We start from the raw sequence: 14,936 nt of genomic DNA, 5'->3' as shown, positions 1-14,936 counted from the left end.
GCCTCGAATATCCCCCAGACAAGAGAGGATTCAATGACTTACATCGCTGCCGAAAATCGTTACAACGACATGCCTTATCGCCGTACCGGCCGCAGCGGGCTGGTGCTTCCGGCACTGTCGCTCGGCCTGTGGCACAACTTCGGTGACAGCACGCCGATCGACACCCAGCGCGCCATGCTGCGCACGGCGTTCGATCTGGGCATCAACCATTTCGACCTGGCCAACAACTATGGCCCGCCCTATGGCAGCGCCGAGGTCAACTTCGGTCGCCTGTTGCGCGAAGACTTCAAGCACTACCGCGATGAACTGATCATCTCCAGCAAGGCTGGCTGGGACATGTGGCCAGGGCCGTACGGGCAGGGCGGTGGTTCGCGTAAATACGTGCTCGCCAGCCTCGATCAGAGCCTGCAGCGCATGGGCCTGGATTACGTCGACATTTTCTATTCCCACCGCTTCGATCCGGACACCCCGCTGGAAGAAACCGCCAGCGCGCTGGCTACGGCAGTGCAGCAGGGCAAGGCGTTGTATATCGGCATCTCGTCGTATTCCGGGGCCAAGACCCGCGAAATAGCGGCGCTGCTCAAAGAGTGGAAAGTGCCGTTGCTGATTCACCAGCCGGCCTACAACCTGCTCAACCGCTGGGTCGAGAAAGACCTGCTCGACGCGACTGAAGAGCTGGGCGCTGGCGTGATCGCGTTTACTGCGCTGGCCCAAGGGCTGCTGTCGGACAAGTACCTGAACGGCGTGCCCAAGGATGCGCGGGTCAATCGTCCGGGCGGCGGCTCGTTACAGGCTTCGCACCTGTCCGAGCAGAACATCGCCCACGTGCGTGCGCTCAACGAAATCGCCCAGCGTCGTGGTCAGAGCCTGGCACAAATGGCCCTGGCCTGGACGCTGCGTGACCCGCGCGTGACGTCAGCGCTGATCGGTGCGAGCCGTCCCGAGCAGATTGTCGAAAACGTCGGCGCACTGAAGAACCTGGCGTTCAGCCCGGAAGAACTGGCCGAGATCGACAGCTTTGCGGTAGAAGGCGGAATCAACCTGTGGGAAAAACCGTCACTGGCTGAGTGATGCGGTGCTGAGCTGCGCGTTACACGCAATTCCTGAGATGACTATCGTTCCCACGCTCCGCGTGGGAACGCAGTTCTGGACGCTCTGCGTCCTGCCTTGAATAGTAGGCGCGGCGCAGAGTGTTTCGAAATGCATGCCAATGCGGAGCATTGGCACCAATGACCATCATATAACCACTCAGCCCTCGTCAGCCTCGTCGTCATCCCCACCGTCGACCTTCATGCCCAGTTCCTTGATCTTGCGGGTCAAGGTGTTGCGGCCCCAGCCCAGCAGCACGGCGGCGTCGCGGCGGCGGCCGGCGGTGTGCTTGAGGGCGGTTTCGATCATGATCCGCTCGAAAGTCGGCACAGCGCTGTCCAGCAGGCTGGACTGACCGCGAGACAACGCCTGGTCGGCCCACTGACGCAGCGCCTGTTCCCAGTTGGTGACCGGAGCGGCGTCTTGCGGCAGGCTCAGCAGTTCTGGTGGCAGATCGCTGATGTGCACTTCACGACCCGAGGCCATGACCGTGATCCAGCGGCAGGTGTTTTCCAGCTGTCGCACGTTGCCAGGCCACGGCAGATGCTTGAGGTATTCCTCGGTCTCGGCCTTGAGCAGCTTGGGTTCGACTGCCAGTTCCTGAGCCGCGCGGCTGAGGAAGTGCTTGGCCAGGGTCGGGATGTCTTCGCGGCGGTCCGACATGCGCGGAATGTGGATACGGATCACGTTCAGGCGATGGAACAAGTCCTCACGGAACTTGCCGGCCTGCACCAGGGTTTCCAGGTTCTGGTGGGTGGCGGCAATGATGCGCACGTCGACCTTGACCGGCGTGTGCCCGCCCACCCGGTAGAACTCGCCATCGGCCAGCACGCGCAGCAGACGGGTCTGGGTGTCGGCTGGCATATCGCCGATTTCATCGAGAAACAGCGTGCCGCCGTCGGCCTGTTCAAAACGACCGCGACGCAGGTTGGCCGCGCCGGTGAATGCGCCTTTTTCGTGGCCGAACAGCTCCGATTCCATCAAGTCCTTGGGAATCGCCGCCATGTTCAGCGCAATGAACGGCGAGGCCGAACGCGGGCTGTGGCGGTGCAGTGCATGAGCGACCAACTCTTTACCGGTCCCCGATTCACCGTTAATCAGAACAGTGATGTTGGAGTGGCTCAGGCGCCCGATAGCGCGAAACACTTCCTGCATCGCGGGCGCTTCGCCAATGATTTCAGGGGTGCGGGTCAGGGTCGGTGCGACGTCCAGGCCTTGCTGTTCCTGGGCGTGTTGATTGGCGCGTTTGACCAGCGAGACGGCTTCATCGACGTCAAACGGCTTGGGCAGGTACTCGAAAGCGCCACCCTGATAAGACGCCACGGCGCTGTCCAGATCTGAATGGGCAGTCATGATGATCACCGGCAGACGCGGATGCTGCTCGCGAATCCGCGCCAGCAGGTCCAGACCACTGGCACCGGGCATGCGGATGTCGGAAATGATCACGTCCGGCTGCTGACGGGCCAGACGGCTCATCACCCCGTCGGCGCTGTCGAAGCTCTGCGTGGTCATGCCTTCCTGTTGCAAGGCCTTTTCCAGTACCCAGCGGATAGAACGATCGTCGTCTACGATCCAGACAGTTTCACTACGGCTCATGTTGAAGCTGCTCCTTGTTCCAGCGGCAGGAAGATCGAGAACGTGGTGTGGCCGGGATGGCTGTCACACTCGATCAGGCCCTGGTGCTGGCTGATGATGTTCTGGGTAATGGCAAGACCTAGCCCTGTGCCATCCGGGCGGCCACTGACCATCGGGTAAAAAATGGTTTCCTGAAGTTCGGCCGGAATACCGGGGCCGTTGTCGATGATTTCGATCTTGCTGACCAGCCGATGGCGAACGTGGCCGATAGTGAACTGACGCATGGCGCGGGTGCGCAGGGTGATTCGTCCCAGGCGCAGCTCGTTCTGGCCGCTGATGGCCTGCATGGCGTTGCGCACGATATTGAGCACGGCCTGGATCATTTGCTCGCGGTCGATCAAGACGTCGGGAATGCTTGGGTCATAGTCGCGCACCAGCGTGATGCAGCCCTGACTTTCGGCCTCGACCAGGCTGCACACTCGTTCAAGCACTTCGTGCACGTTGGTCATCGCCAGCGACGGCAGCTTGTTGGAGCCCAGCATACGGTCGACCAGATTACGCAAACGGTCGGCCTCTTCGATGATGACGTTGGTGTAATCCTTGAGGCTTTCTTCAGGCAGCTCACGGGCCAGCAGCTGTGCGGCGCCGCGAATGCCGCCCAGCGGATTCTTTATTTCGTGAGCCAGGCCACGCACCAGCATCTTGGTGGTTTCCTGCTTGGACAACTGGGCCTCTTCCTTGGTAATGCGCAGCAACCGGTCACGTGGGTGCACTTCAAGCAGCAGCAGGGTATCGCCCTTGCTGAGAATCGGCGTCACGGCATAGTCGACAGTCAGTGTCTGACCGGTCAGTGCGGTGAGCATCGCTTCGCGCTTGGTGAAAGGATGAGCCTGTTCCACTGCCTGACGCAGCGAACTCAGTGCCTCAGCCGACTCGGTGAACAGCTCGCTGATGAATTGCCCATGGTTGCGCTGCCCGCTGATGGCGAGCAGCATTTCCGCTGCCGGGTTCATGTACTCAAGTCGCAGGTCGGCGTTGAGCAGAATGGTGGCAGTGGTCAGGTTATCCAGTAACAGTCTGTGCAGCGCGTCGCTGATAGTCATGAATCGTGTTGACCTCTTTTGGCACATTGCAGTTGCGCAATGCTGGTGCTGGTTGGTCTGCGCCAGCAGGAGCAAGGCCACCAATACGGTGCTGTCTCAGTGAAGTTGCAAAAACCAAACCAAGGCTCCGAAAAGAAGCGCTTTATCTGCAAAATCGGGCCGTTTTTCGAGCGAGTGCCCGCATACGGCGCTACTTTCAGTGCGTTCCTGAACCAAATTGGACTGTATTGTTGCGCAGGCGTGCAGGTGGCGCACCAAAAAGGTGCTTCTGCGTTGTCGAGGATCAGAAGAAAGGCAGGATGCTGCTTTTAGGCTCGGGCTTGTCCCTGAGTGGGCACTCGGGACGCACACCGTAATCATCCTCCTTGCAGGGGTGAGTCGCGCGCTTTTGCGCGAGGGAAATGCGCTGCACGTGAAACGGCTGGTTCGGCGTTTTTTCCAGGACACGGCCAAGCTCGTCGAAAATCTCTACCGACAACTGGTGTGTGCCGCGATCCACATTGCTCAGCGGGAAGACAGGGCTGCGGCCGGCCTCGCCGACGGCAACGCCATCCAGCAGTAGCCGGTAGCTGTGCCCCGGTTGTAAAACCGGTTCGCTGGTGACGGTAACGATCAGATCGCCACTGGGATTGACCAGTGTGGCGTCCGGCTCGGGCACCAGAATTCTCAGCAGCTGATAATGAAACATCGGCTGCACGGCGGGTTTGGCAGGGTGTGCTTTCAAGGTTCGGGTTGGCGGGGTGCCGGTCATGTTGTTGCTGGGTGGAATATCGACGCGCTTGGCGTTCTTGCGCGGCTGGTCGGTAAACACCCGATTGCCTTGCGCGTCGATGTAGGTATAGACGTCGGCAGCGGCTGGCAGCGCTATCAGCAGCAGCAAGCAGATCAGCGCGCTGTGCATTCTGTGTCTGTTCATGGTTTACCGAGGTGCACGCGTTGAATGGTCAGCGTAATGGTCTCGCTCTGCTGAATGATCCGCTCGCCGTCTTTCACCACTACCGCGAAACTGTGCTCGCCGCGATCGATGTTGACCACTTGAAAGCGCGGCAGGTTGGAGGGCTGCCCGTACAGGTTGCCGTCCAGCAGCAGTTGCAGGCTGTGAGTCGGTTGCAGACGCGGCTGGATCTTCACGCCAATGATGAACGTGCCGTTGTTGGCACGTAATGCTTCATCGGCTGGCAGGTCCGTCAGTTCCAGCACGTCATAGGCCGTCTGTGGCTGTGATTGTGGCTGAGGTTGCGCAAGGGCTGGTTGCGGCGTGCTGTTGACGACCGGCCTGGCGGGTATCTGCTTTTCGATGCTGTTGAGCGGCGGCAGCTCGACCACTTCGGTTTTGGTGCCGTTGGGTGGCTGATTGCTGAACGCAGTGTTGCCGTTCGCATCGGTGTACTTATAGATCTGCGCCAGCGCGGGCAGGCTGATCAACAGCAGCAGGCAAATCAGACTTTGACGCATGGGACTCTCGACAGCAATGGCACAATTGGCCGTCAGCATAGAACACATCGCCCTATGCTGCGCTATCCGCCTGATGTGTCAGAGGTTTGCCGAGCAAAGATCGGCGGTGGCCAGTACCAGCGCCTGATCATGAATCGGGTCGGTCTGATAGCGCTTGAGCGCCATATCCAGCTTGATCCTGCAGTCTTCGGTCTTGCGCAGTGGCTGGAAGTCGGCATATGCCTGCAGCAGCTGGGTTTGCAACCGGTCGAGTTTTGGGCGGATATCGTCCACCAGGCTCAGCCTGGCCGTATCAGGGGCTTTGCCTGCTGCATGCCATTGGGCAAGCAGTGCATTCTGTATTTGCTTGTTGGCTTCGATCTGCGCCTTGAACAAGCGTTGAACGTCGTCAGGGTTCAGCTTGAACTCGGCAGCGCGGGCCTGCGCTGCGCTGATGACTTGCAGCTCGCGCGGCGGGTCCTCGACGGCTTTGCCGCTGTCCCATTTGCTCAGGGCAACCTGATCGGCGATGGACAGGCGCTCGCTGATGGCTTGCAACAGCGGCTCGATAGCAGAGGGCTTCTGCTCGGCGGCGAAGGCGAAGCAGGAAGACATGCACGTCAGGGTCAGCAGGGAAGTGGCCAGAAGCAGGCGCATATTCAACTCCATATTGATCGGGGCGGGTTCAGAGTTAAGCCCGATTCTTGGGTATGCAGCCAGTGCCCGGTGGTGAAAAGAATTTCACGTTGCAAGGCTGCATTCCGCGTACGTGCTGGTGAGAGCTTATTGCGACAACGGCGTTGCTTCTGTCGCGGCGTAGAAGACGATAAGTTCGATCGGTGTGTCGCCCGTCTTGCCGCGGTGCACGATATCAACCATCTCTGCGAGTACGTCGCCTTTTTTCAGGCGGATTTCCTTGTTGCTGTCCCGTTTTTCGACGGTGATTTCTCCTGAGGCCACGTAGGCGGCGTTGGGGATCGGATGGCTATGCCATTTCAGCGCGGTGTTTGCAGGAATGTTGATTTTCAGAACGGTCAGCTCGGGCTGGCCTTTGGGGTAGGCAATGTAAGGCGTGCCATCCCAGGAAGTTTTGCTTTTCAGCAGAACACGGGATTCGACGGTGGGGCTTGCCTGTTGGGCAACGGCGTTGCCTGTCAGTGCTATCAGGGCAGCTGTGATCAGAAGTCTGTAGGGCATGTCGGGATGGCCTTGCTGGCTGAAATTCGAGCCAGAAGTTTGCCCGGTATTTTTTTCTGATGCGGTATCCCGTTATTGCACAAAATAAAAAATCGGTCCTCAGAAACAAAGAAACCTCCCGAAGGAGGTCTCTTGTTACGCCATCAACGCTGGCGCGGCTGGATCAGCAGCTGTAGTACAGCTCGTATTCCAGTGGGTGTACGAAGGTACGAACGCGGATTTCTTCTTCGCTTTTCAGTGCGATGTAAGCGTCGATGAAGTCGTCGCTGAACACGCCGCCTTTGGTCAGGAATGCACGGCCCTTGTCCAGTTCTTCCAGCGCTTCTTTCAGGCTGCCGCAAACTTGTGGAATCTCTTTGGCCTCTTCAGGCGGCAGGTCATACAGGTTCTTGTCAGCTGCGTCGCCAGGGTGGATCTTGTTCTGGATGCCGTCCAGGCCAGCCATCAACAGAGCCGCGAAGGCCAGGTACGGGTTGGCCGAAGGATCCGGGAAGCGTGCTTCGATACGACGGCCGCGTGGGCTGTTGACGTAAGGAATGCGGATCGAAGCGGAACGGTTACGCGCCGAGTAGGCCAGCATGACCGGTGCTTCGAAGCCTGGAACCAGACGCTTGTACGAGTTGGTGGACGGGTTGGTGAAGCCGTTCAGCGCCTTGCCGTGCTTGATGATGCCGCCGATGAAGTACAGAGCGAGGTCGGACAGACCGGCATAGCCTTCACCTGCGAAAGTGTTCTTGCCATCTTTGGCGATGGACATGTGCACGTGCATGCCTGAACCGTTATCACCGTACAGAGGCTTTGGCATGAAGGTCGCGGTGCGGCCGTAAGCGTCAGCAACGTTGTGAACAACGTATTTCAGGGTCTGAACTTCGTCAGCCTTTTTAACCAGCGTGTTGAATTTCACGCCGATTTCGTTCTGGCCAGCGGTCGCCACTTCGTGGTGGTGAACTTCAACGGTCTGGCCCATTTCTTCCAGAGCGTTGCACATGGCGGTACGGATTTCGTGGTCATGGTCAAACGGCGGAACCGGGAAGTAACCACCTTTGACGCCTGGGCGGTGGCCTTTGTTGCCGCCTTCCACGTCCTGATCGGACATCCACGAACCCTGTTCAGAGAAGATCTTGAACATGGAACCCGAGAGGTCGGACTTGAATTTCACTTCGTCGAAGATGAAGAATTCTGGCTCAGGGCCTGCGAATACGGTGTCACCGATACCGGTGGACTTCAGGTATTCCTCGGCGCGACGAGCGATGGCGCGTGGGTCACGATCGTAACCTTGCATGGTCGACGGTTCGATGATGTCGCACACCAGGATCAGGGTCGGTTCTTCGGTGAACGGGTCCAGAACAGCGGTTTCGTCGTCCGGCAGCAAAATCATGTCGGAAGCTTCGATGCCTTTCCAGCCAGAGATGGAGGAGCCGTCGAACATCTTGCCGACTTCGAAGAAGTCATCTTCCAGCGCATCGCGAGCTGGCATGGTCACGTGGTGCTGCGTACCTTTAGTGTCCGTGAAGCGCAGATCAATCCACTTAACGTCATGATCTTTGATGAGTTGAACCGACTTCGACATGGTGTCCTCCGGGTGGCTAAGAACCGCCTTCTATAGGCTGGGTCCCTTGAATTTGGGTGATGCCGGCGCGAATATTCTGCCAAGGCAACCTGCCTCACAAGGGAGCAATTTGCATGCCAGTGCCCCGTGTTGGGTTTTTTGCTTCAAAAGCAGGCTTTCAGGGGATTTAAACGCGTCTGCCGAGAAAAGTACGCACCGTTATGGCGCTGCAGTTTGGTGCGTCGACTCTTTTTGGTGCGCTGATGATCGGGTATACGATAACTGGTTAAACGTTGAGCAATTTCCGCTATAATCCGCGCCCCCCTTTTTCAGTCGGCACCTCACGCGCTGTTTCCATGAAACTAATCGTTAAAGTTTTTCCAGAAATCACCATTAAAAGCCCGCCGGTGCGCAAGAAATTCATCCGGCAACTGGGCAAGAACATTCGTACCGTGCTCCGTGAACTGGACGCGGACATTGTCGTGGGTGGCGTATGGGACAACCTTGAGGTGGAGACCCGCCAGACCGACCCCAAAGTGCTGCAGGGCATCAGGGACCGGCTAAGTTGCATGCCCGGCATTGCCAACTTTCTGCAGGTGGCCGAGTACCCGTTGGGCGATATGGATGACATCGTTGCCAAGTGCAAACTGCACTACGCCGACTTGCTGCCCGGCAAGATGTTTTCAGTGCGTTGCAAGCGCGCCGGTCGCCACGATTTCAGCTCGATGGATGTCGAAAAATACGTCGGTAGCAAGTTGCGCATGCAATGCGGCGCTGCCGGAATCGAGCTGAAAAAGCCCGATCTGGTCGTGCGGATGGAAATTCGCGACCAACGGTTGTTTGTCGTTCATGACCAGCATCAGGGCATGGGCGGCTACCCGCTGGGTGCGCTGGAGCAGACCCTGGTATTGATGTCCGGCGGGTTCGATTCGACCGTTGCGGCCTACCAGATCATGCGCCGCGGCCTTATGGCGCACTTCTGCTTCTTCAATCTGGGCGGACGTGCCCATGAACTGGGCGTGATGGAAGTCGCTCACTTCATCTGGAAGAAGTACGGCAGTTCGCAACGGGTGCTGTTTGTCAGCGTGCCATTCGAGGAAGTTCTCGGAGAAATTCTGCAGAAAGTCGATAACAGTCATATGGGTGTAGTTTTGAAGCGTATGATGTTACGCGCTGCATCCGCCGTGGCTGATCGTCTCGAAATCGACGTGCTGGTAACTGGCGAAGCGATTTCACAGGTTGCCAGCCAGACGCTGCCGAACCTGTCGCTGATCGACGCGGCTACAGACAAGCTGGTCCTGCGACCGCTGGTTGCGAGCCACAAGCAGGACATCGTGGACCTGGCGACTGAAATCGGCACTGCCGATTTTGCCCGGCACATGCCTGAGTATTGCGGGGTGATTTCGGTCAACCCGAAGACCAACGCCAAGCGAAATCGCGTTGAGTACGAAGAAAAACAGTTCGACATGGCGATTCTCGAGCAAGCGCTTGAACGCGCGAAGCTGATTTCGATCGATCGGGTCATCGACGATCTGAGCCGCAATGTCGACATAGAAGAAGTCAGCCAGGCGCTGGCCGGTCAGGTCATCATCGACATCCGTCACCCGGATGCACAAGAGGACCAGCCGCTGCAAGTGCCTGGCGTGGAGATACAGACGTTGCCGTTCTACGCATTGAACAGCCGTTTCAAGGCACTGGATGACACGCGCCAGTACCTTTTGTATTGCGACAAAGGCGTCATGAGTCGCCTGCATGCCCACCATTTGCTCAGTGAGGGGCATGCCAATGTGCGCGTTTATCGACCGAGCTAAGTGCCCGGGGCTGTTTGCCTGTGGCTTGCGTCACCGGCCCCCCGACACCAGTCGTCATGCCGTAACGGCTTTTGCCGACTCGAAATAGTTAATCGCTGCCTTATAAACAGTCAGCAGACCGAATCCTCTGATCGAGATACACAAGTGATCGAAAATCTACGCAACATCGCCATCATTGCTCACGTTGACCATGGTAAGACCACCCTGGTAGACAAACTCCTGCGCCAGTCCGGCACCCTTGAGCGCAACGAGCTCAACGACGAGCGCGTGATGGACTCCAACGACCAGGAAAAAGAGCGCGGTATTACCATTCTCGCGAAGAACACCGCGATCAACTGGAATGGCTACCACATCAACATCGTGGACACCCCGGGCCACGCCGACTTCGGTGGTGAAGTAGAGCGCGTGATGTCGATGGTCGACTCCGTACTGCTGCTGGTTGATGCCCAGGACGGCCCTATGCCGCAAACCCGTTTTGTGACCAAGAAGGCTTTCGAAGCCGGCCTGCGTCCAATCGTGGTCATCAACAAGGTTGACCGTCCAGGCGCGCGTCCGGACTGGGTTCTGGACCAGATCTTCGACCTGTTCGACAACCTGGGTGCCACCGAAGAACAGCTGGACTTCAAAGTCGTCTACGCCTCGGCCCTGAACGGTATTGCCGGTCTGGAACACACCGACATGGCTGAAGACATGACTCCGCTGTATCAGTCGATCGTCGACCACGTTCCTGCTCCAAAGGTTGACCGTGACGGCCCGTTCCAGATGCAGATCTCGGCTCTGGACTACAACAGCTTCCTGGGCGTCATCGGTGTTGGCCGTATCGCTCGCGGTCGCGTCAAGCCAAACACCCCGGTTGTTGCTATCGATGCCGAAGGCAAGAAGCGCACCGGTCGTATCCTGAAGCTGATGGGGCACCACGGTCTGCACCGTGTGGACGTTGAAGAAGCAGCTGCCGGCGACATCGTCTGCATCAGCGGCTTCGATCAGCTGTTCATCTCCGACACTCTGTGCGATCCGCTGAATGTTGAAGCGATGAAGCCGCTGACTGTCGACGAGCCAACCGTTTCGATGACCTTCCAGGTTAACGATTCGCCGTTCTGCGGCAAGGAAGGCAAGTTCGTCACCAGCCGTAACATCAAGGAGCGTCTGGACAAGGAACTGCTGTACAACGTTGCCCTGCGCGTTGAAGAAGGCGACACCGCCGACAAGTTCAAGGTCTCCGGCCGTGGTGAGCTGCACCTCTCGGTACTGATCGAAACCATGCGTCGCGAAGGCTTCGAAATGGGTGTTGGTCGTCCGGAAGTGATCATCCGTCGCGTAGGCGACGTGAAGCACGAACCGTACGAAAACGTGACCATCGACCTGCCGGAAGAATCCCAGGGCGCGATCATGGAGCAAATGGGTCTGCGTAAAGGCGACCTGACCAACATGGTTCCGGATGGCAAGGGCCGTGTTCGCCTCGAGTACAACATCCCGGCCCGTGGCCTGATCGGTTTCCGTAACGAGTTCCTGACCCTCACTTCCGGTGCAGGCATCCTGACCTCGATCTTCGACCGTTACGACGTGATGAAGTCCGGCGACATGTCCGGCCGTCAGAACGGCGTTCTGGTTTCGGTTGAAACCGGCAAGGCGCTGACCTACTCCCTGGAAACCCTGCAAGCGCGCGGCAAGCTGTTCGTCGAGCACGGTCAGGAAATCTACGGTGGTCAGATCGTTGGTCTGAACAGCCGCGACAACGACCTGGGTGTGAACCCTACCAAAGGCAAGAAGCTCGACAACATGCGTGCTTCGGGCAAAGACGAAACCATCGCTCTGGTTCCACCTGTCAAGTTCACCCTTGAACAGGCTCTGGAATTCATCCAGGACGACGAGCTGTGCGAAGTAACGCCGAAGTCCATCCGTCTTCGCAAGAAGATCCTGGACGAAAGCGAGCGTACCCGCGCTGCCAAGAAAGCCAAGGCTTGATACTTAGCCCGCGCTGAATAAAAAACCCCGGTCGAGAGACCGGGGTTTTTTTATGCCTGATGGATTATCGGGACACGCAACCGGCCGAAGCTCAGGGCGGGTATCAAGTGTCTAGCGCTTGCCACCCACCGGTGCCAGCAACAATTCGATACGTTGCTTGCGGATACCATCGGCAGCAGCTTCAGCCAGCGCGGCATCGGTGATGATGGTGTCGAACTGCTCAAGCCCGGCCACCTTGTACATGCCGAAGGTGCCGTATTTCGAGCTGGTCGCGACCAATACGGTTTGCGAGGCTGACTGCATGGCGGCCTGTTTGACCTCGACTTTCAGCGCCGACGGTGTAGTCGTGCCGCGTTGCAGGTCCCACGAGCTGGTCGACATGAAGGCCACATCGGTCGCCAGTTGCCGCAACGTCGCTGCCGCCAGCCCGCCTACGCTGGAGCGGTTCGGGTGATCGAGCAGCCCGCCGGTGTGAATCACATCCACATGCGCAGCGTCGGCCAGCGCGTTGACTACGCCGAAATCATTGGTGACCACAGTCATGCCTGACAGCGCGATGATATGCGGGACGATTTCGAGTGTGCTGGTGCCTGCGTCCAGATAGATCGTCATGTCCGGATGCAGCAAACCCGCCGCGAGCCTCGCCATGCCCTGCTTGTGCGGCAGCTCTATAACCGCCTTGGACTGATGGCTGGGCTCGCTGTGCACCTGACTGGCAATGCGCACGCCACCGGTGACTGAATAGGCCCGGCCTTCCTGTTCCAGCTGGGCGATATCGCGGCGGATGGTCATGTGCGAGCAGTCGAACATCTCCATCAACTGATGAACGCTGAGTACCTGATGCTTGCGCAATTGACGCAGCATCAGCTCCCGGCGCTGATCGGGGATCATAGGTGTACCGCCGGAAATGGCGATCTCCTCTTCAGTGGACATTCGTGCTCCTTGATGAGCCGCCAAGACAACAGGCGGTCCGCGCATCTTAGCCAATCGCTCCGGCAATGGAAGCAGCGACGGGCCTTTTTGCACGGACTTGCTCATCTTTGCAGGCAGTCCACCTCAGCTCATCCAGTTGCCACCATCGACGTTATAGGTCTGCGCGACGACGTATTCACTGTCCGGCGAAGCAAGGAAAATCGCCATGCCGGTCAGGTCGTCCGCCGTGCCCATGCGTCCGTATGGCACCTGCTCGCCGACCAGCTTCTTCTTCTCGCCCAGCGGGCGGTTTTCATAGCGGGCGAACATCGCATCCACGCCATCCCAGTGCTCGCCATCGACCACGCCCGGTGCGATGGCGTTGACGTTGATGCCATGCTTGATGAGGTCCAGTCCGGCCGATTGTGTCAGGCTGATCACCGCAGCCTTGGTCGCGCAGTACACCGCCACCAGCGCCTCGCCACGCCGACCAGCCTGACTGGCCATGTTGATGATCTTGCCGCCGTGCCCCTGGGCAATCATTTGCCTGGCTGCTGCCTGCAACGTGAACAGGGTGCCCGCGACGTTGATCGAAAACAGCCGCTCGTAACTGTCGCGGGTGATACCGACAATTGGTGCCAGATCAAACAGCGCGGCGTTGTTGATCAGGATATCCAGCTTGCCGGTCTTTGCGACCACAGCGGCGATGGCCTGATCGATGGACGCCTGGTCCGTCACGTCCATGCTGACCGCGTAGGCGTTCGGCCCCAGCTCGTTCGCCGTGGCTTGTGCGCGTTGCAGATTGATATCGGCAATGGCTACACTAGCACCTTCCTGGATATATGCCTGGGCAAACGCACGCCCGATGCCTCGCGCCGATCCGGTGATCAGCGCGCTTTTACCTTCAAGTCGTTTCATGGGTTCATCATCCGTCCAATACAGTTGAGGGCCGCAGCTTTACTTCGGATAACCGGCGCGTTTCATCTCGCGTTCGGTGACGGCCTGTGCAGCGCTGAGCGCCTGTTCAGTGGTGGTCTGGCCAGTCACGGCAGCGGAGAACAACTTGCCGACCGAGGTGCCGATGGCCTGGAACTCGGGAATGGTCACGTACTGGATGCCGACGTAAGGCACAGGCTTGGCCGAGGAGTGCGCCGGGTCGGCGTGTTGCATCATCTGCAGCGTGATCTTGGCGAACGGCGCAGCTTTCAGGTAAGCCTCGCTGTAGGTGGAGGCGCGTGTGCCAGGCGGCACATTACTGATGCCGTCTTTCTCGGCGACCAGCTGGATATAGGCTTTGGACGTCGCCCAAGTGATGAACGTCTTGGCCGCGTCCTTGTGCTTTGAGGTGGCCGGTATCGCCAGCGACCAGGCGTAAAGCCATGATGAGCCCTTGTCGGTCACCTCAACCGGCGCAGGCGCAAAGCCGACGCTGTCGACCACCTTGCTCTGTTCCTTGTCCGTCGTGAAGGAGCCGGCCACGCTGGCGTCGACCCACAAGGCGCATTTGCCGCTGTTGAACAGCGCGAGGGTTTCGTTGAAACCATTGCTCGACACGCCCGGCGGGCCATACTTTTTCAGCGTATCGACGTAGAAATTCGCCGCTTTGCTCCATTCCGGGCTGGTCAGTTCGGGCTTCCATTGCTCATCGAACCAGCGCGCGCCAAACGCGTTGGCCATGGTGCTCAGCAGCGCGATGTTCTCGCCCCAACCGGCCTTGCCGCGCAGGCACATGCCGTAAACGCCCTTTTCGGGTCGATGCAGCTTCGCCGCGAACTCACCCAGTTGGGTCCAGGTTGGCTGCTGCGGCATGCTCAGACCTGCCTGCATGAACAGGTCGGTGCGGTAATAGGTGATCGTGCTTTCGCCATAAAAGGGCAGGGCATAGAGCGTGTCCTTGACCGACAAACCCTGCCGCACCGAGGGAAATATGTCTTCCAGTTCGTACTCGGGCGCAAGGCCGGTGATTGGTTCCAGCCATTGCTTGGCGCCCCACAGTGGCGTTTCGTAGGTGCCGATGGTCAGCACGTCGAACTGGCCGCCTTGAGTGGCAATGTCGGTGGTCAGGCGCTGGCGCAGGACGTTTTCTTCGAGCACTACCCAGTTGAGCTTGATGTCGGGATGCTGCTGCTCAAAGGTTTTCGACAGGCGCTGCATGCGGATCATGTCGCCGTTGTTCACCGTGGCGATGGTCACGGTTTCGGCAGCCTGGACGGTCAGGTTGAAAAGGGCGGCGGACACGCCTGCGGACAGGAAAAGCGTTTTCCGAATGTTCATCGTAGTGCTCTCCACCTCGCGCCTTGT

The 14,936-nt window shown here is 58.7% G+C and carries 13 protein-coding genes; 3 read left to right on the top strand and 10 right to left on the bottom strand.

All coding sequences use genetic code 11. The features are described 5' to 3' along the window. Positions 1-33 precede the first annotated feature (33 nt). On the top strand, positions 34-1,071 hold the full coding sequence (gene mgrA, locus LJU29_RS25345; protein WP_057424069.1) for an L-glyceraldehyde 3-phosphate reductase: 1,038 nt from the start codon (positions 34-36) through the stop codon (positions 1,069-1,071). Positions 1,072-1,248: 177 nt separating this feature from the next. On the opposite strand, the gene ntrC is transcribed toward mgrA, so the two are convergent. The 7 genes from ntrC to glnA form a co-directional block, all read right to left on the bottom strand. Continuing rightward, positions 1,249-2,685 (bottom strand): nitrogen regulation protein NR(I), encoded by a 1,437-nt coding sequence (gene ntrC, locus LJU29_RS25340; RefSeq protein WP_002555721.1) that lies wholly within the window; start codon positions 2,683-2,685, stop codon positions 1,249-1,251. Next, positions 2,682-3,767, bottom strand: a complete 1,086-nt coding sequence (gene glnL / locus LJU29_RS25335) for a nitrogen regulation protein NR(II) (protein WP_257111347.1) — start codon at positions 3,765-3,767, stop codon at positions 2,682-2,684. Before glnL ends, ntrC begins: the two co-directional genes overlap by 4 nt. Positions 3,768-4,050: 283 nt before the next feature. Next, positions 4,051-4,668: a DUF4124 domain-containing protein gene (locus LJU29_RS25330; protein ID WP_183138023.1), complete on the bottom strand. Its 618-nt coding sequence runs from the start codon at positions 4,666-4,668 to the stop codon at positions 4,051-4,053. Positions 4,669-4,679: 11 nt separating this feature from the next. Next, the gene (locus LJU29_RS25325; RefSeq protein ID WP_080438615.1) at positions 4,680-5,222 is read right to left on the bottom strand and encodes a DUF4124 domain-containing protein; all 543 of its coding nucleotides are present in this window, start codon (positions 5,220-5,222) and stop codon (positions 4,680-4,682) included. Between the two features lie 78 nt (positions 5,223-5,300). Further along, a complete protein-coding gene (locus LJU29_RS25320; protein ID WP_004654945.1) occupies positions 5,301-5,858 on the bottom strand; it encodes a chorismate mutase in 558 nt (185 codons plus the stop codon). A gap of 126 nt (positions 5,859-5,984) precedes the next feature. After that, positions 5,985-6,398, bottom strand: a complete 414-nt coding sequence (locus tag LJU29_RS25315; RefSeq protein WP_057423282.1) for a cupin domain-containing protein — start codon at positions 6,396-6,398, stop codon at positions 5,985-5,987. A gap of 163 nt (positions 6,399-6,561) precedes the next feature. Further along, positions 6,562-7,968 (bottom strand): type I glutamate--ammonia ligase, encoded by a 1,407-nt coding sequence (glnA, locus tag LJU29_RS25310; RefSeq protein WP_257111346.1) that lies wholly within the window; start codon positions 7,966-7,968, stop codon positions 6,562-6,564. Positions 7,969-8,303: 335 nt separating this feature from the next. On the opposite strand from glnA, the gene thiI reads away from it, so the two are divergent. Continuing rightward, positions 8,304-9,758, top strand: a complete 1,455-nt coding sequence (gene thiI / locus LJU29_RS25305) for a tRNA uracil 4-sulfurtransferase ThiI (RefSeq protein WP_004654939.1) — start codon at positions 8,304-8,306, stop codon at positions 9,756-9,758. A 144-nt stretch (positions 9,759-9,902) separates the two neighbouring features. Next, positions 9,903-11,723, top strand: a complete 1,821-nt coding sequence (gene typA / locus LJU29_RS25300) for a translational GTPase TypA (protein ID WP_004654937.1) — start codon at positions 9,903-9,905, stop codon at positions 11,721-11,723. Between the two features lie 111 nt (positions 11,724-11,834). On the opposite strand, the gene LJU29_RS25295 is transcribed toward typA, so the two are convergent. The 3 genes from LJU29_RS25295 to LJU29_RS25285 all read right to left on the bottom strand — a co-directional run bounded on the left by LJU29_RS25295 (position 11,835) and on the right by LJU29_RS25285 (position 14,909). Further along, positions 11,835-12,656: a DeoR/GlpR family DNA-binding transcription regulator gene (locus LJU29_RS25295; protein WP_002555713.1), complete on the bottom strand. Its 822-nt coding sequence runs from the start codon at positions 12,654-12,656 to the stop codon at positions 11,835-11,837. Between the two features lie 123 nt (positions 12,657-12,779). Then, entirely contained in the window at positions 12,780-13,553 is a 774-nt protein-coding gene (locus LJU29_RS25290; RefSeq protein ID WP_257111345.1) for an L-iditol 2-dehydrogenase, read from the bottom strand. A gap of 39 nt (positions 13,554-13,592) precedes the next feature. Continuing rightward, entirely contained in the window at positions 13,593-14,909 is a 1,317-nt protein-coding gene (locus tag LJU29_RS25285) for an ABC transporter substrate-binding protein (RefSeq protein WP_257111344.1), read from the bottom strand. Positions 14,910-14,936: the final 27 nt, after the last annotated feature.

It is taken from the genome of Pseudomonas ficuserectae (genome assembly GCF_024584585.1).
GTDB lineage: Bacteria > Pseudomonadota > Gammaproteobacteria > Pseudomonadales > Pseudomonadaceae > Aquipseudomonas > Aquipseudomonas amygdali.
This window is presented reverse-complemented; position numbering and strand designations above follow the sequence as displayed.

Excerpts from the sequence above, each read along its gene's own strand:
- LJU29_RS25330 (WP_183138023.1), bottom strand. The coding sequence starts at position 4,668 with ATGCACAGCGCGCTGATCTGCTTGCTGCTGCTGATAGCGCTGCCAGCC.
- thiI (WP_004654939.1), top strand. The coding sequence starts at position 8,304 with ATGAAACTAATCGTTAAAGTTTTTCCAGAAATCACCATTAAAAGCCCG.
- LJU29_RS25315 (WP_057423282.1), bottom strand. The coding sequence starts at position 6,398 with ATGCCCTACAGACTTCTGATCACAGCTGCCCTGATAGCACTGACAGGC.
- glnL (WP_257111347.1), bottom strand. The coding sequence starts at position 3,767 with ATGACTATCAGCGACGCGCTGCACAGACTGTTACTGGATAACCTGACC.
- glnA (WP_257111346.1), bottom strand. The coding sequence starts at position 7,968 with ATGTCGAAGTCGGTTCAACTCATCAAAGATCATGACGTTAAGTGGATT.
- LJU29_RS25290 (WP_257111345.1), bottom strand. The coding sequence starts at position 13,553 with ATGAAACGACTTGAAGGTAAAAGCGCGCTGATCACCGGATCGGCGCGA.
- LJU29_RS25295 (WP_002555713.1), bottom strand. The coding sequence starts at position 12,656 with ATGTCCACTGAAGAGGAGATCGCCATTTCCGGCGGTACACCTATGATC.
- mgrA (WP_057424069.1), top strand. The coding sequence starts at position 34 with ATGACTTACATCGCTGCCGAAAATCGTTACAACGACATGCCTTATCGC.
- LJU29_RS25325 (WP_080438615.1), bottom strand. The coding sequence starts at position 5,222 with ATGCGTCAAAGTCTGATTTGCCTGCTGCTGTTGATCAGCCTGCCCGCG.
- LJU29_RS25285 (WP_257111344.1), bottom strand. The coding sequence starts at position 14,909 with ATGAACATTCGGAAAACGCTTTTCCTGTCCGCAGGCGTGTCCGCCGCC.
- LJU29_RS25320 (WP_004654945.1), bottom strand. The coding sequence starts at position 5,858 with ATGCGCCTGCTTCTGGCCACTTCCCTGCTGACCCTGACGTGCATGTCT.
- ntrC (WP_002555721.1), bottom strand. The coding sequence starts at position 2,685 with ATGAGCCGTAGTGAAACTGTCTGGATCGTAGACGACGATCGTTCTATC.